Below are 13,973 nucleotides of genomic sequence, written 5' to 3' on the forward strand. Positions count from 1 at the left end.
GCCGTCGGTTTCGCGTCGGCGGTCGGCTTAGCGCTTTACTAAGCTTGACTTTCTGCATAGGATGAAGTTGCACTTTTTTCCTCTCCGTCTGGTGCGGACAAGTAAAAAATCACCATTAATTGTTGACGAAAAGTTGCACCGAATATTCGTAGTCCGTATGAAGAATGCGCGGTCACTACTGAAAGGTTCATTTTTTTCTGGCGCAGTGATTGACGTTGTCGAGCAACCAGTGCATCAGTAGTACAAGACGTTGTCACGGATTCATGCGTCATGGCAGAAGCTCCGCGCGCCCGGTTCGGGCAGCCGGCGCCCTGGTCAGTTGCTAACAACAACGAAGGCGTGCGCACGTGGTCGCAGCTGGTCGGGTGCGAACGTCTTGAGGAACGGTACGTCATGCACATCGCTATTTCTGCTCTGACAGTCGCGGTGGCTGCAATCGCTGTCTGGTGGTCGCTGCATCCGCGCCGCGTCGCGCCCGAACGGGCCGCAGGTTCCATGTCCACTCGCTACGGCGTCTCCGGGTTACCTGTGCTGTTGCGCATCACCAATCCGCTTGCGCGTGTGCGAAGCGCGCAAAGCGCAGCCGGTTCCTTCGCCTTTTCGCGCCGCCAGCCCGGCACGATGAACGAGCTGGCCGACGTATTCGAATGCTTGCCCGTCGCATCGGTCGTGTTCGACGAACATGGCGTGATAGTCCTCGCCAATGCGCAGGCCGAACGGCTATTCGACTACCGGCGCGGCGTGCTGGCCGGCGCATGTGTCGGCATGGTTGCACCGGCGCTTTCGCAGCAAAACAGCGCGACTGGCGGCACCGCGGAGAGCGCGGGCCGTGCCGGGTCGACACGCACGCACAGCTTGCGCGCACGGCGCCGCGACGGCAGCGAGTTTCCCGTCGAAATCGCAACCAGCGCGATCCGCTATGAAGGGCGCATTGCGACTGTCGCGTTCATCACCGATGTGACAGAGCGCTTCGAACTCGAACGCAATCGTCGGGAACTGGCGCATCTGACGCGCGTATCGACGATGGGCGAACTCGCCGCATCGCTCGCGCACGAACTGAACCAGCCGCTGACGGCGATTCTCAGCAACGGCCAGGCCGCACAGCGCTTCATGGATCAGGAGCCGAGCGATCTTGCCGAGGTCCGCGACATCCTGAAGGACATCGTCGACGACAGCGGTCGCGCAAGCGAAGTGATCCGACGGATGCGTGCATTCGTGAAGAAGGACGAGCAGCAGCAACTCGTCAGTCTGGACGCAGGCGGCTTGTTGCGCGACGTCGCGCTGCTCGTGCACGGCGATGCCGTCGCGCGCGGCATCCATGTGTCTCAGGTGATCGACGACGGCTTGCCGCACGTGCGTGGCGACAAGGTGCAACTGCAGCAGGTGTTACTCAATCTGCTGCTCAACGCATTCGATGCTGTGAGCGAGTGCGGATCGCGCGATCGCGTGGTCGCGCTTTTTGCGCAACCCGACCGCGAAGGCATGGTGCGCATCGCCGTGCGTGATCGCGGACATGGGCTGACGTCCGACAGGCTCGAATGCATCTTCAAGCCATTCGTCACATCGAAGGCGCAAGGCCTGGGGCTCGGGCTGTCGATCAGCCGTTCGATCGTGCAGATGCACGGCGGCCGCCTTTGGGCAGAGAACAACGCGGATCAGGGCATGACGTTCTATGTCGCGCTGCCGGCAGCGCGTGAAGCAGGCAGCGCGTGCGCTGCGCAGGCGGCGTCATGAACCCGTCTGCGCCGCTCGTCTACGTCGTCGACGACGACCCGTCGGTGCGCCGCGCGCTCACGCGGCTTATCAGGTCGGCGGGCCACGAGGTCGAGGCTTATGGTTCGGCCCGCGAATTTCTCGCGCATTGGGGCGTCGAGCGGACGCCGGCGTGCGTGGTGCTCGACGTACAGTTGCCAGACCTGAGCGGGCTCGAACTGCAGCGTGAACTCGATGCCCGCTTGCCCATCATTTTTCTGACGGGACACGGCGACATCGCGATGACGGTCGGCGCGATCAAGGCCGGCGCGACCGATTTCCTCACCAAGCCCGTGCGCGACGACGATCTGCTGCACGCTATCGATCACGCGCTCATGCGTTCCGCCGAAGTGTCGAAGTCGATGCACGAACTTGAAGAATTGCGCAGCCGCGTCGGACGCCTGACGGTGCGAGAGCGCGAAGTGATGAACCTGATCGTGCTCGGCCGTTTGAACAAGCAGGTGGCGTGCGAGCTGGGCACTGTCGAAAAAACCGTCAAGGCACATCGCGCGCGCGTGATGCAGAAGATGGAGGTCGGCTCGCTCGCCGAACTGGTGCGCATCGCCGACAAGGTAGCCGTTGCGAGCAACGCGCACCGTGCCGTCGAACCGCAAGCGGACGCTTCCGGCGCCGCGTGCGAGCCCACAGCCAAGCGGATACGAGACCAAGGTCCAATACCACCGACGCCCGCAGTCTCATAGTCTATTGCTGAGACGCCCACGCATCGTCCGCGTGGACGTGGCGGCTCAACGGGCTAATCGGAATGGGCACAAACAAACCATTCGTCGTCGTGGTGGACGACGATGCGTCGGTGGGCAGGGCAATCAGGCGTCTGTTGCGCTCAGTCGGGATTGCAGCCGATACGTACACGAGTGGCGACGAGTTTCTCGACGTGCTGTCCGCCACACCCTCGTATCGTCCCGACTGCGTCATCCTCGACGTGCAGATGCCAGGCTCGAACGGCATCGAGGTGCAGCGCCGGCTGGCGGGGGGCGCTGTGCCCGTCATTTTCATCACTGCCCACGACGACGCGGGCGTGCGCGAAACCGCGCTTGCTGCGGGCGCGCGTGCCTACCTGCGCAAGCCCTTCAACGACGTGCTGTTCATCAGGACGGTGTGTGCCGTGCTCGGCATCGCTGCGCCGCTATGAGCACGTTGCCGTTACGCTCGAACGGTCCCGGCCCCCGGCGTGCACGCATTGATGCGCGAGACCCTTGTCGCTGGACGCAGTATTGGACCAAGGTCCAATTGTCTTTGACTTGTCCGGATTCCACACTGGTTTGCATCGGACTCGCCAGGTTGGCTGGCGTGCCTACTGTTGGTCTGCCGGGCAACGCAAGCGCGGGCGGACGCAATCGTTTCGAGTTGGGGAGATTTGTCATGGGATGGACATTTCGACACCCGTCGATACTTGCCGCTTGGCCGCTGGCATCACGCTTTGCGCTCGCGGCGGCATTGGTGTCCGCCTTGTCCCTGACCGCCTGTAAAAAAGCGCCCACCGAACCCCCGCGCCCGACTGTCGAAGTGACGGTGGTCACGGTTGCGCAGAAGGAAACGCCCGTCGACTTCGAGTTCACCGCGCAGACGCAGAGTTCGCGCGAAGTCGAAATCCGCGCGCGCGTCGACGGCTTTCTCGAGCGGCGTCTGTACGACGAAGGCGCGCTGGTCAAGGAAGGCCAGGTGCTGTTCGTGATAGACCGCAAGCCCTTCGAAGCCGCGCTGCAATCGGCCAGGGGCGTGCTCGCGCAGCAGCAGGCGCGCCTGCTCGTCACCAGACAGAACCTCGCGCGCGTCGTGCCGCTCGCCGCGCAGAACGCGCTGAGCAAGAAGGACCTGGACGACGCCACCGGCAACGAGAAGGAAGCCGAAGCCGCCGTGATCGCCGCGCAGGGCGAGGTGCGCACGGCCGAACTGAACCTGAGCTACTGCACGATCCGCTCGCCGCTCAAGGGGCTGTCGAGCTTCGCGCGCGTGCAGGACGGCAGCTACGTCACGCCGACGCAATCGGGCCTGCTGACGTACGTCTACCAGCTCGATCCGATGTGGGTGAACTTCAGCATCTCCGAGAACGAACTGCTGCGCTACCGCGAGCAGATCGCCAAGGGCCTGCTGCGCTTTCCCGCCGACAACCGGTTCGACGTGACCGTGATCCAGGCCGACGGCTCGGTCTATCCGCAAAAAGGCCGTATCGATTTCACGAACCCCGCGTTCAGCCAGCAGACGGGCACCTTCCTCGTGCGCGCGACCTTCGCCAATCCGGACGGCACGCTGCGCCCGGGCCAGTTCGTGCGCGCGAAAGTGTCGGGCGCGGTGCGCCCCAACGCGATCCTCGTGCCGCAGCGCGCGGTGCTGCAGGGCGCGAAGAGCCACTTCGTGTGGGTGCTCGACCAGGACGCGAAGCCGCATCAGCGTGTGGTCGATGTCGGCGACTGGCACGGCGACGACTGGTTCGTCAACGAAGGCCTGAAGCCGGGCGAGCGCGTGGTGGTCGACGGCGCGATCCGCGTGTCGTCGGATGCGCAGATCAAGGTGGTGAGCGCGCCGCCGGGCTCGGGCGCGCCCGGCACGCCCGCGGCCCCTGCGTCGGCGCCCGCGGCGGCGGCGTCCGTGCCCGTGGCGACCGTAGCCGGGACGCAGGCGCGTCCGGCCAGCCCCTGAGCCGATGTGAAGCCCCGATGACCCGACGCCATCCGGCCCCCCCGATCCGATGAACATCTCCCACTTCTGCATCGACCGCCCGATCTTCGCCTCGGTCATCTCGATCGTCATCACGCTCGGCGGCGCGCTGACCATGCTCGCGCTGCCCACCGCGCAGTACCCCGACATCACCCCGCCGCAGATCACGATCTCCGCGACCTACCCGGGCGCGAGCGCCGACGTGGTCGCCAACAACGTCGCGGCCCCCATCGAGCAGCAGGTCAACGGCGCCGACAACATGATCTACATGAGCTCGTCGAGCTCCTCCACCGGCAACCTGACCATCAACGCTTACTTCCAGATCGGCACCAACCCCGAGCTCGCGCAGGTCGACGTGCAGAACCGCGTGAACCTCGCGCTGCCGCAACTGCCGCAGTCGGTCACGAACCAGGGCGTGCAGGTGCAGAAGAAGTCGCAGGCGTTCATGATGGTGATCGCGATCTACTCGCCCACCGAGCGCTACGACGCCACCTACATCGCGAACTACGCGAACGTCTACGTGCTCGATGCATTGAAGCGCATCCCCGGCGCGAACCAGTCGAGCATCTTCGGCACGCCCGACTACGCGATGCGCATCTGGCTGCGCCCCGACCGCATGGCGCAGCTCGGCATCACGGCCGCCGACGTGCAGCGCGCGGTCGCCAACCAGAACCAGCAGTTCGCCGTCGGGCGGCTCGGACAGTCGCCAACGGGCAACCCCGTCGAGCAGTCGTTCGCCGTCACCACGACGGGGCGCCTGACCGAGCCCACGCAGTTCGAGAACATCATCATCCGCGCGCAGAGCGGCGGCGCGGCGATCGTGCGCCTGAAGGACATCGGCCGCGCCGAACTGGGCCAGAAGGATTATTCGATCCGCAGCCGCTTCCAGGGCAAGCCCGCCACCGTGATCGCCGTCTACCAGCAGCCGGGCGCCAACGCGCTCGACGTGTCCAAGCAGGTGCGCGCCACGCTCGCCGAGATGAAGAAGTCCTTCCCCGAAGGGATCGACTACGAGATCGCGATGGACACCACCGAGTTCACGCGCGCCTCGATCTCGGACGTCGTGCACACGTTCTTCGAGGCCGTCGTGCTGGTGGTGATCGTCGTGTTCGTGTTCCTGCAGAGCCTGCGCGCGACGCTGATCCCGGTGCTCGCGGTGCCCGTGTCGATCGTCGGCACCTTCATGGGCATGGAGGCGCTCGGGTTCTCGATCAACATGCTCACGCTGTTCGGCATGGTGCTCGCGATCGGCATCGTGGTCGACGATGCGATCGTCGTGATCGAGAACGTCGAGCGCAACATGACCGTGCACAAGCTCGATCCGAAGACAGCCGCCAAGCAGGCGATGGACGAGGTCGCCGGCCCGGTCGTCGCGATCGTGCTGGTGCTGTGCGCGGTGTTCGTGCCCGTGGCGTTTCTGGGCGGCATCACCGGGCAGATGTACAAGCAGTTCGCGATCACGATCGCGATCTCGGTGGTGATCTCGGGCGTCGTCGCGCTGACGCTCTCGCCCGCGCTCGCGGCGCTGCTGCTCAAGCCCGGGCATCACGAGAAGAAGGGCTTCTTCCGCTGGTTCGACAACCAGTTCGCGCGCATGACGGCGGGCTACACGCGCGCGGTGCGGCTCGTGATCCGGCGCTTCGTGATCGCGCTGCTGCTGTTCGTCGGCATGATCGGGCTCGCCGTGCTGATGATGCGCGACATTCCGACGGCCTTCCTGCCGCCCGAGGATCAGGGCTATCTGCTGGGCGCCGTGATCATGCCCGATGCCGCCTCGCTCGACCGCACGGGCAAGGTGTCGGACCGCATCTCCGAATACTTCATGAAGCAGCCGGCCGTGGGCAGCATCACGACGGTCGACGGCTTCAGCATTCTCGACAGCCAGAACAAGAACAATTCGTCGACCTTCTTCGTCGGCTTCAGGAGTTTCGAGGAGCGCTACAGGTCGGCCAACATCCGCACGCAGAATGCGCGCGCGGTGCTGGTCGATGCGTACCGGACGCTGTCGCAGATCCGCGAGGGCATCGTCGTGCCGCTCAATCCGCCGTCCATTCCGGGCCTCGGCACCACGGGCGGCACCGAGATGTGGATCCAGAGCAAGGGCGATGCGACCATCGCGCAGTTCGCCGCCGTCGTGAACGACTTCGTCGCGCGTGCGAAGCAGCGCCCGGAACTCACGGGCGTGACCAACACCTTCAACGCGGACTCGCAGCAGCTGCTGGTCGACGTGGACCGCGACAAGGCCGAGACGCTCGGTGTGCCCGTCGAGGACGTCTACAGCGCGATGCAGACGATGTTCGGCTCGCTCTATGTGTCGCAGTTCAACCGCTCGAGCCGTCTGTGGCAGGTGATCCTGCAGGCCGAGCCGTCGTACCGCCTCAAGCCCGACGATCTCGAGCAGATCTTCGTGCGCAGCAAGGACGGCAGCATGGTGCCGCTCAAGTCGGTGGTGACCTCGCGCTATGTGACGGGGCCGGACCTGATCACGCGCTTCAACAACTTCCCGGCCGTGAAGATCACGGCCAACGCGGCGCCCGGCTACGCGTCGGGCCAGGTGATCAGCGCGCTCGAGGAGCTGGCCGCGTCGATGCCCTCGGACTACGGCGTCGCGTGGAGCGGCGAGGCGTTCGAGGCGAAGCAGTCGGGCGGCACCTCGGGGCTCGTGTTCGTGTTCGGGCTGATCATGGTGTTCCTCATCCTGGCCGCGCAGTACGAGAAGTGGAGCCTGCCGTTCGGCGTGCTGATGGCGGTGCCGTTCGCGCTGTTCGGGGCGCTGCTCGCGATCCTGCTGCGCGGGCTGAACAACGACGTGTACTTCCAGATCGGTCTGACGATGCTGGTCGCGCTCGCGGCGAAGAACGCCATTCTCATCTTCGAATTCGCGGTGCTCAACCGGGAGTCGGGCAAGTCGGTGTTCGACGCGACGATGACGGCGGCCGAGGAGCGGCTGCGGCCGATCGTGATGACGTCGCTGGCGTTCATTCTGGGCTGCGTGCCGCTGGCGATCGCGACGGGCGCGTCGGCCAACAGCCGGCATTCGATCGGCACGGGCGTGATCGGCGGGATGCTGGGGGCGACGGCCATCGCCGTGTTCTTCATTCCGATGTTCTTCTATGTGCTGGAGACGATGTCGGAGAAAAGCGGCAAGAAGAAGGACAAGAAGGCGGGGAACGTGCCGCCTTCCTCGCCGGGGCCGGGTGCGATAGCGGGCGAGCCGGACAGGGTGCCGCCGTCGGCCGGCGGCCCGGCCGTGGGCGGCGGCCCGAGCACCCGTCCGTCCGCCCCGCGTGAAGGTGAGTGACATGCGCCGCGCCCTGGTCCTCGGTCCCCTGTGCGCGTTCTGCGCACTGACGCTCAGCGGCTGCCTGCTCGGCCCCGACTACTCGCGCCCGCAGGTGGAGGTGCCCGCGACGTACCGCTTTCCCGAGAACTACGCATCGGATGTCGCCAACACCGAATGGTGGAAGCAGTTCGACGACCCGGTGCTCAACGACCTGATCACCGCGGCGCTGGCGAACAACAACGATGTGAAGATCGCCGCCGCACGCGTCGACCAGTTCCTCGGCCAGTTCGTCACCACGCGCGCGGCGCTGTTCCCGCAGGTCAGCGCGGGGCTGGATGCGGCGCGCGAGCGCGTCTCGACCTCGTCGCCGCTGTTCACGGGCGTGCAGAACCCGGTGTTCAACTCGTATCAGCTGGCGCTGTCGGCGTCGTGGGAGATCGATCTGTTCGGCCACAACCGGCGCCTGACGGAAGCGGCGCGCGCAAGCCTGCTGTCGACGGAAGAAGCGCGGCGCGGCACGATCCTCACGCTGGTGTCGTCGGTGGCATCGTCGTACATCAACCTGCGCAGCCTCGACCGGCAGCTGGAGATCGCGAAGGCGACCACGGCGAGCCGCGCCGAATCCGTGCACGTGTTCGAGCTGCGCTTCCAGGGCGGCGAGGTCTCGCAGATGGAACTCGCGCAGAGCCAGTCCGAATACGAGGACTCGCGCGCGCGCATCCCGCAGATCGAGTCGCAGATCGCGCAGCAGGAAGATGCGCTGTCGGTGCTGCTCGGGCGCAATCCGGGCGATATCCTGCGCGGCCGCGCGCTGGGCGAACTGGCGGCACCCGCGGTGCCCGCCGGACTGCCGTCGAACCTGCTCGAACGCCGGCCCGATCTGCGTCAGGCCGAGCAGGATCTGGTCGCGGCCAATGCGCAGATCGGCGCGGCGAAAGCACTGTATTTCCCGCAGATCTCGATCACGGGGCTGCTCGGCACGCAGAGCGGCCAGTTCTCGAGGCTCTTTACGGGGCCGGCGCGCGTGTGGTCGTTTGCCGGCTCCGTGACGCAGCCGATCTTCGAGGGCGGCGCGATCGCCGGCCAGGTGAAGCAGGCCGAGGCCGTGCAGCAGCAGGCGCTGTACACGTACCGCAAGGCGATCCAGGTGGCGTTCCAGGAGGTCGACGATGCGCTGATCTCGTCGCAGAAGCTGCGCGAGCAGTTCGAGGTGCAGGGGCGGCAGGTGCAGGCGCTCGCGACGTATGCGCATCTGGCGAGGCTGCGGTACGAAGGCGGCTATACGAGCTATATCGAAGTGCTCGATGCCGAACGCAGCCTGTTCAATGCGCAGCTGAGCGAGACGCAGACGCAGGCGGGCGTGCTGGTGTCGTACGTGAGCCTGTACAAGGCGATGGGCGGCGGCTGGGTGGTCACGGCTGAGGGCATGACTACCCAGCAGGCCGCGCACGCGGGCGACGCGGCACAGCCGGTCAACGGCACGAACGGCACGGTGGAGGAAGTGAAATGAGCGACACGGCCACCTCCGCCTACCTGGGCCACGCGGCGCGCATGCCTGTGATCGCCTGTCACGAATGCGATCTGCTCCAGAGAGAAAGCACCGTGCCGCCCGAAGGCGCGTTGCGCTGCTGCCGCTGCCGCGCGACCTTGTACCGGCGTCACGCGAACAGCCTCGACCGCACGCTTGCCTTTGCGCTCGCGGCGTGCGTGCTATGGGTGATATCGAATGCGTTCCCGATCGTCGGGCTGGCGGTGAAAGGGGATCTCGTCGAAACGACGATGTTCGGCGCGGTGCGCGTGCTGTATCGCGACGGCATGTGGCCACTGTCGGCGCTGATCTTCATCACGACGATGCTGATGCCGGCGTGCCAGGCGCTTGGCCTCGTGTGGCTGCTGCTGCCGTTGCGCCTCGGACGCACGCCGTACCGCGCGGACGCCGTGTTCCGCACGCTGCGCGTCGCGCAGGAGTGGGGCATGACGGAGGTGCTGATACTCGGTCTACTGGTCGCACTGGTGAAGCTCGCGCATATTGCGTCGGTGGTGACGGGGCCGGCGTTGTGGTCGTTCGGTGCGCTGATGCTCATGCTCGCGGCGGCGGCCTCCGCGTTCGATGTGCGCGACCTGTGGGTACGTCTCGAAGGCGTGCCCGACGCTGGTCACGCATTCGACAGCGACACGCCGTTTCCCGCGGCGACGGCCGCGGCATGCGGCCTGTGCGTGTGCCACGACTGCGGCCTGCTGAGCCGCGTTGCCCTCGCTCAGGCGAGCGACGAACGCGACTACGCGAACGTCCATGCGGCCATGCACAGGCCTGTACAGCCTGCGCATTGTCGGCGCTGCGGCGCGCATCTGCATCTGCGCAAGCCCGATAGCCTCGCGCGCACGTGGGCCTGTCTGATTGCGGCGATCATCCTCTACGTCCCCGCCAACATCTTGCCCGTGATGGACACGAGTTCGCTGTTCGGCGCGCAGAAGGACACGATCATGAGCGGTGTCGTGTACCTGTGGACGTCGGGTTCGTGGCCACTCGCGGTGCTGGTTTTCATCGCGAGCATCGCGGTGCCGATGCTCAAGATTCTCGCGATCGGCTTTCTCGCGATTTCGGCGAATCTCCGTTCGACATGGCAGCCGGACCAGCGCGCCCGCATCTACCGGCTCGTCGAACTGGTCGGGCGCTGGTCGATGCTCGACATCTACGTGATTGCCGTGCTCACCGCACTCGTGCAGTTCAACGCACTCGCCACGGTGCGTGCCGGTCCTGCCGCGATCGCGTTCGGTGCCGTCGTCGTGCTGACGATGTTCGCCGCGATGTCGTTCGATCCACGGCTCATCTGGGACACGAGGAACCGGGAATGAACCGGCCCCCCGACCTGCCCGGTGCAGCGGGCGTGCCGAAGAAGCGCTGGCGCATCCAGTGGGTCTGGCTCGTACCCGCGGCGGCTGTCGGTGTCGGCATCTGGCTCGCGGTGCAGGCGGCGCTCTCGCAAGGGCCGACCATCACGATCAGTTTCAATACGGGCGAAGGGCTCGAAGCGGGCAAGACCAAGATCAAGTTCAAGGACGTCGATATCGGCGTCGTGAAAAAGGTCGCATTGTCGAAGGACTACAAGCGCGTCGTCGCGACGGCGGAACTCACACCCAACGCCAGCAACATGCTCGTCGACGACACGCGCTTCTGGGTCGAGCGGCCGCGCGTGGCGGGCGGCAACGTGTCAGGCATCGGCACGCTGCTGTCGGGCGCGTTCGTTGGCATGGACATCGGCCATGCGAAGCACGAGCGGCGCGACTACACGGGGCTCGAAGATCCGCCCGTGTTCGCGAGCGACGTGCCCGGGCGTGAGTTCGTGTTGAAGACTTCGAACCTGGCATCGCTCAATGTCGGGTCTCCCGTCTACTTCCGCCGGCTGCGCGTGGGACAGGTGACCTCGTTCCAACTCGACAAGGACGGCGGCGGGATCACGCTGCACGTCTTCGTCAACGCGCCGTACGACAGCTACGTGAAAAGCGATTCGCGATTCTGGGAGGCAGGCGGCATCGACGTTTCGCTCGGCACGGAAGGCGTGAAGATCAACACGCAGTCGCTCGTGTCGATCCTGATTGGCGGCCTGGCGTTCGAAACGCCCCCGTCGTCGCTCGCGGAGCCCGCCGCGCCGGCGCACACGCCGTTCACGCTGTTCGCGACACGCGCCGACGCGATGAAGGTGCAGGACCGCATCGTCGACACGTATGTGCTGAACTTCAAGGAGTCGGTGCGCGGGCTGACGGTGGGTGCGCCCGTCGATTTCCGCGGCATCGTGCTCGGCGAAGTGTCGGCGATCTACACGCGCTTCGATCCCGTCACGAAGCAGATCAGCATTCCCGTCGAGATCAAGTTCTTTCCGGAGCGCTTCACTTCCCGCTATGCGAACGGCAAGCCGGACAGCGGGCGAGCCTTCAGCGATCCGAAGTCCATCGCGGATTTCCTCGTGTCGCGCGGGTTTCGTGGGCAGCTGAAAACGGGCAGCCTGCTGACAGGGCAGCTGTACGTTTCGTTCGATTTCTTCCCGAACGCGCCAAAGACGACCATCGACTGGAGCCGCACACCCGCCGAACTTCCGACGCAGCCGAGCGGGCTGCAATCGCTTCAGGAGTCGATCAACCGGATCGTTGCGCGCATCGACAAGCTGCCGCTCGAGCAGATTGGCCAGAACGCGGCGCAGACGCTTGCCGATACGAGCGCGCTGATGCAGAGCCTCAATACGCAGGTCGTGCCGCAGGCGAAGAGCACGTTGTCGGCGGCGCAGACGACGCTCAACTCGGCTAACAGCGCCCTCGCGCCCGACTCGACGTTGCAGCAGGACACGAGCGACGCGATCCGGGAACTCGCGCGTACGGCGGCATCGTTCCGTGCGCTTTCCGATTATCTGCAGCGCCATCCGGAAGCGCTGTTGCGCGGCAAACAGGAGGACGCAAAATGAAGCGAATCGAATTCGCGCGTTGCGCCTCGCTGTGCGTCGTGGGCATGGCGCTGCTGGCGGCCTGCGCTTCGCCGCGCTCCAGTTTCTATACATTGAGCCCAGATTCGACGCTTGAAAGCGTGGGCGCACCGCTGTCCGTCGCGGTGGTGGTCGGGCCCGTGACGATTCCTGAACTGGTCGACCGGCCTCAGCTCGTCACGCGCGTGTCGGGCAACGAAGTGAGGCTCGACGAATTCGCGCGCTGGGGCGAGCCGCTCAAGAGCGGTGTCGCCGACGTGATCGCCGCCGACCTGACGCGACTGCTCGGCTCGAAGCAGGTCTCGGTGTCGTCGCAAACGGTGGCGGGCACGGAGGCGTGTCGCGTGCGCGTCGATATCGTGCAGTTCGATTCGATGCCCGGCGAGGCCGTTGCTGTCGATGCATTGTGGACCGTGCGTGTGGCGGGCCGCACTACGCTGCTGACGGGCCGTTCGACGGTGCGCGAGCCGGTGCAGGGCACGGACGAAGCGGCGCTGGTCGCAGCGCATAGCCGGGCGCTCGCCGCCGTGAGCCGGGAGATTGCTGCGGCGATCAGGCGGGCGACGTGATCGTCTTCTGGCTGCCGTTGTAGTCGAGCAGCTGAACTTCCATCATCGTTGCCGTGCCGTTGTTCTTCAGATTGCCGTCAGAGAGCGTGTTCGCGGCGCTTACCTGTGCCTAACTTTCATGGAAAGTCGCGGAGATGTCCTGGGACCAACACTGTGCCAGGAGATCCGCCTGGGTAGCGGCTTCCTGTCAACGTGCGTCAATGGATCCACGTCAGGCACCTCGCGGCTGTTGGGGGACGGCCCCCGGGTGCTGTTGGCGCGGTCGGTTTGCGGCAGACTCTGTAAAATGGCCAGCATCGACAACCGAACGCATCGCTGCGCGCAGCGTGCAGATCCAGGCACCGCCGCGATCACCGCGGCGCCGGCGCTCAGGCGAAAGCCGCTGATCCGCTCGCCGCGTCATGCGTCCCGTCAACCGTTCCCGACATGGCCATCACCTATAAAACCTCAGAAGACATCGCGCGCCTGCGCATCTCGGGCCGGCTCGCCGCCGACGTGCTCGCCATGATTGGCGAGCACGTGAAGCCCGGCGTTTCGACGGGCGAGCTCGACGCGATATGCCACGACTACATCGTCAACACGCAGAAGGCGATTGCCGCGAACGTCGGCTATATGGGCTTTCCGAAGACGGTCTGCACGTCCGTGAACGCCGTCGTGTGCCACGGCATTCCCGATCGCAGCGAAGTCCTCAAGGACGGCGACATCATCAACATCGACGTGGCCGTCATCAAGGATGGCTACTTCGGCGACACGAGCCGCATGTACACGGTCGGCCAGTCGAGCACCGTCGCGCAACAGCTGATCGATACGACGTATGAGGCGATGCTCGCCGGCATCCGCCAGGTGAAGCCTGGCGCGACGCTCGGCGACGTCGGCCATGCCATCCAGCAGATCGCGCAGCGCGAGGGCTTTTCGATCGTGCGCGATTACTGCGGGCATGGCATCGGCAAGGTCTATCACGAAGACCCTCAGGTGTTGCACTACGGCCAGCCGGGGCAGGGAGTACGCCTGAAGCCGGGCATGGTGTTCACGATCGAACCGATGATCAATGCGGGCCGCGCCGGTACGACGGTGATGCGCGACGGCTGGACTGTCGTCACCAAAGACCGTTCGCTGTCCGCGCAGTGGGAGCACATGGTCGCCGTCACCGACGACAGCTATGAGCTGCTCACGCCGTGGCCCGACGGTACGGGGCGCTATGAGGCGCCGTGATGGGCG

Annotated in this window: 11 protein-coding genes; 10 read left to right on the forward strand and 1 reads right to left on the reverse strand. The window is 65.6% G+C overall.

The annotated features are described in order from the left end of the window. Window positions 1–38: 38 nt before the first annotated feature. A complete protein-coding gene (locus tag BPHY_RS41615) occupies window positions 39–272 on the reverse strand; it encodes a hypothetical protein (RefSeq protein ID WP_157686506.1) in 234 nt (77 codons plus the stop codon). Window positions 273–393: 121 nt separating this feature from the next. On the opposite strand from BPHY_RS41615, the gene BPHY_RS03225 reads away from it, so the two are divergent. The 10 genes from BPHY_RS03225 to map all read left to right on the forward strand — a co-directional run bounded on the left by BPHY_RS03225 (window position 394) and on the right by map (window position 13,967). Continuing rightward, the gene (locus BPHY_RS03225; protein WP_041763689.1) at window positions 394–1,734 is read left to right on the forward strand and encodes a two-component system sensor histidine kinase NtrB; all 1,341 of its coding nucleotides are present in this window, start codon (window positions 394–396) and stop codon (window positions 1,732–1,734) included. Continuing rightward, on the forward strand, window positions 1,731–2,453 hold the full coding sequence (locus BPHY_RS03230; protein ID WP_012400056.1) for a response regulator transcription factor: 723 nt from the start codon (window positions 1,731–1,733) through the stop codon (window positions 2,451–2,453). Before BPHY_RS03225 ends, BPHY_RS03230 begins: the two co-directional genes overlap by 4 nt. Before the next feature lie 62 nt (window positions 2,454–2,515). Next, a complete protein-coding gene (locus BPHY_RS03235) occupies window positions 2,516–2,902 on the forward strand; it encodes a response regulator transcription factor (RefSeq protein WP_012400057.1) in 387 nt (128 codons plus the stop codon). A gap of 230 nt (window positions 2,903–3,132) precedes the next feature. Further along, the gene (locus tag BPHY_RS03240; protein WP_012400058.1) at window positions 3,133–4,410 is read left to right on the forward strand and encodes an efflux RND transporter periplasmic adaptor subunit; all 1,278 of its coding nucleotides are present in this window, start codon (window positions 3,133–3,135) and stop codon (window positions 4,408–4,410) included. A gap of 49 nt (window positions 4,411–4,459) precedes the next feature. Next, entirely contained in the window at window positions 4,460–7,729 is a 3,270-nt protein-coding gene (locus tag BPHY_RS03245; RefSeq protein WP_012400059.1) for an efflux RND transporter permease subunit, read from the forward strand. Window position 7,730: 1 nt separating this feature from the next. Continuing rightward, a complete protein-coding gene (locus BPHY_RS03250; RefSeq protein WP_012400060.1) occupies window positions 7,731–9,221 on the forward strand; it encodes an efflux transporter outer membrane subunit in 1,491 nt (496 codons plus the stop codon). After that, on the forward strand, window positions 9,218–10,567 hold the full coding sequence (locus BPHY_RS03255) for a paraquat-inducible protein A (RefSeq protein ID WP_012400061.1): 1,350 nt from the start codon (window positions 9,218–9,220) through the stop codon (window positions 10,565–10,567). The genes BPHY_RS03250 and BPHY_RS03255 overlap by 4 nt, the downstream gene beginning before the upstream one ends. Further along, entirely contained in the window at window positions 10,564–12,168 is a 1,605-nt protein-coding gene (locus BPHY_RS03260; protein WP_012400062.1) for a PqiB family protein, read from the forward strand. The genes BPHY_RS03255 and BPHY_RS03260 overlap by 4 nt, the downstream gene beginning before the upstream one ends. Then, entirely contained in the window at window positions 12,165–12,755 is a 591-nt protein-coding gene (locus BPHY_RS03265; protein WP_012400063.1) for a PqiC family protein, read from the forward strand. Before BPHY_RS03260 ends, BPHY_RS03265 begins: the two co-directional genes overlap by 4 nt. 426 nt (window positions 12,756–13,181) lie before the next feature. Next, the gene (gene map, locus BPHY_RS03270; RefSeq protein WP_012400064.1) at window positions 13,182–13,967 is read left to right on the forward strand and encodes a type I methionyl aminopeptidase; all 786 of its coding nucleotides are present in this window, start codon (window positions 13,182–13,184) and stop codon (window positions 13,965–13,967) included. Window positions 13,968–13,973: the final 6 nt, after the last annotated feature.

The organism is Paraburkholderia phymatum STM815, assembly GCF_000020045.1.
Lineage (GTDB): Bacteria > Pseudomonadota > Gammaproteobacteria > Burkholderiales > Burkholderiaceae > Paraburkholderia > Paraburkholderia phymatum.

Coding starts and splice junctions, on each gene's coding strand:
- BPHY_RS41615 (WP_157686506.1), bottom strand. CDS start 272: ATGACGCATGAATCCGTGACAACGTCTTGTACTACTGATGCACTGGTT.
- BPHY_RS03225 (WP_041763689.1), top strand. CDS start 394: ATGCACATCGCTATTTCTGCTCTGACAGTCGCGGTGGCTGCAATCGCT.
- BPHY_RS03230 (WP_012400056.1), top strand. CDS start 1,731: ATGAACCCGTCTGCGCCGCTCGTCTACGTCGTCGACGACGACCCGTCG.
- BPHY_RS03235 (WP_012400057.1), top strand. CDS start 2,516: ATGGGCACAAACAAACCATTCGTCGTCGTGGTGGACGACGATGCGTCG.
- BPHY_RS03240 (WP_012400058.1), top strand. CDS start 3,133: ATGGGATGGACATTTCGACACCCGTCGATACTTGCCGCTTGGCCGCTG.
- BPHY_RS03245 (WP_012400059.1), top strand. CDS start 4,460: ATGAACATCTCCCACTTCTGCATCGACCGCCCGATCTTCGCCTCGGTC.
- BPHY_RS03250 (WP_012400060.1), top strand. CDS start 7,731: ATGCGCCGCGCCCTGGTCCTCGGTCCCCTGTGCGCGTTCTGCGCACTG.
- BPHY_RS03255 (WP_012400061.1), top strand. CDS start 9,218: ATGAGCGACACGGCCACCTCCGCCTACCTGGGCCACGCGGCGCGCATG.
- BPHY_RS03260 (WP_012400062.1), top strand. CDS start 10,564: ATGAACCGGCCCCCCGACCTGCCCGGTGCAGCGGGCGTGCCGAAGAAG.
- BPHY_RS03265 (WP_012400063.1), top strand. CDS start 12,165: ATGAAGCGAATCGAATTCGCGCGTTGCGCCTCGCTGTGCGTCGTGGGC.
- map (WP_012400064.1), top strand. CDS start 13,182: ATGGCCATCACCTATAAAACCTCAGAAGACATCGCGCGCCTGCGCATC.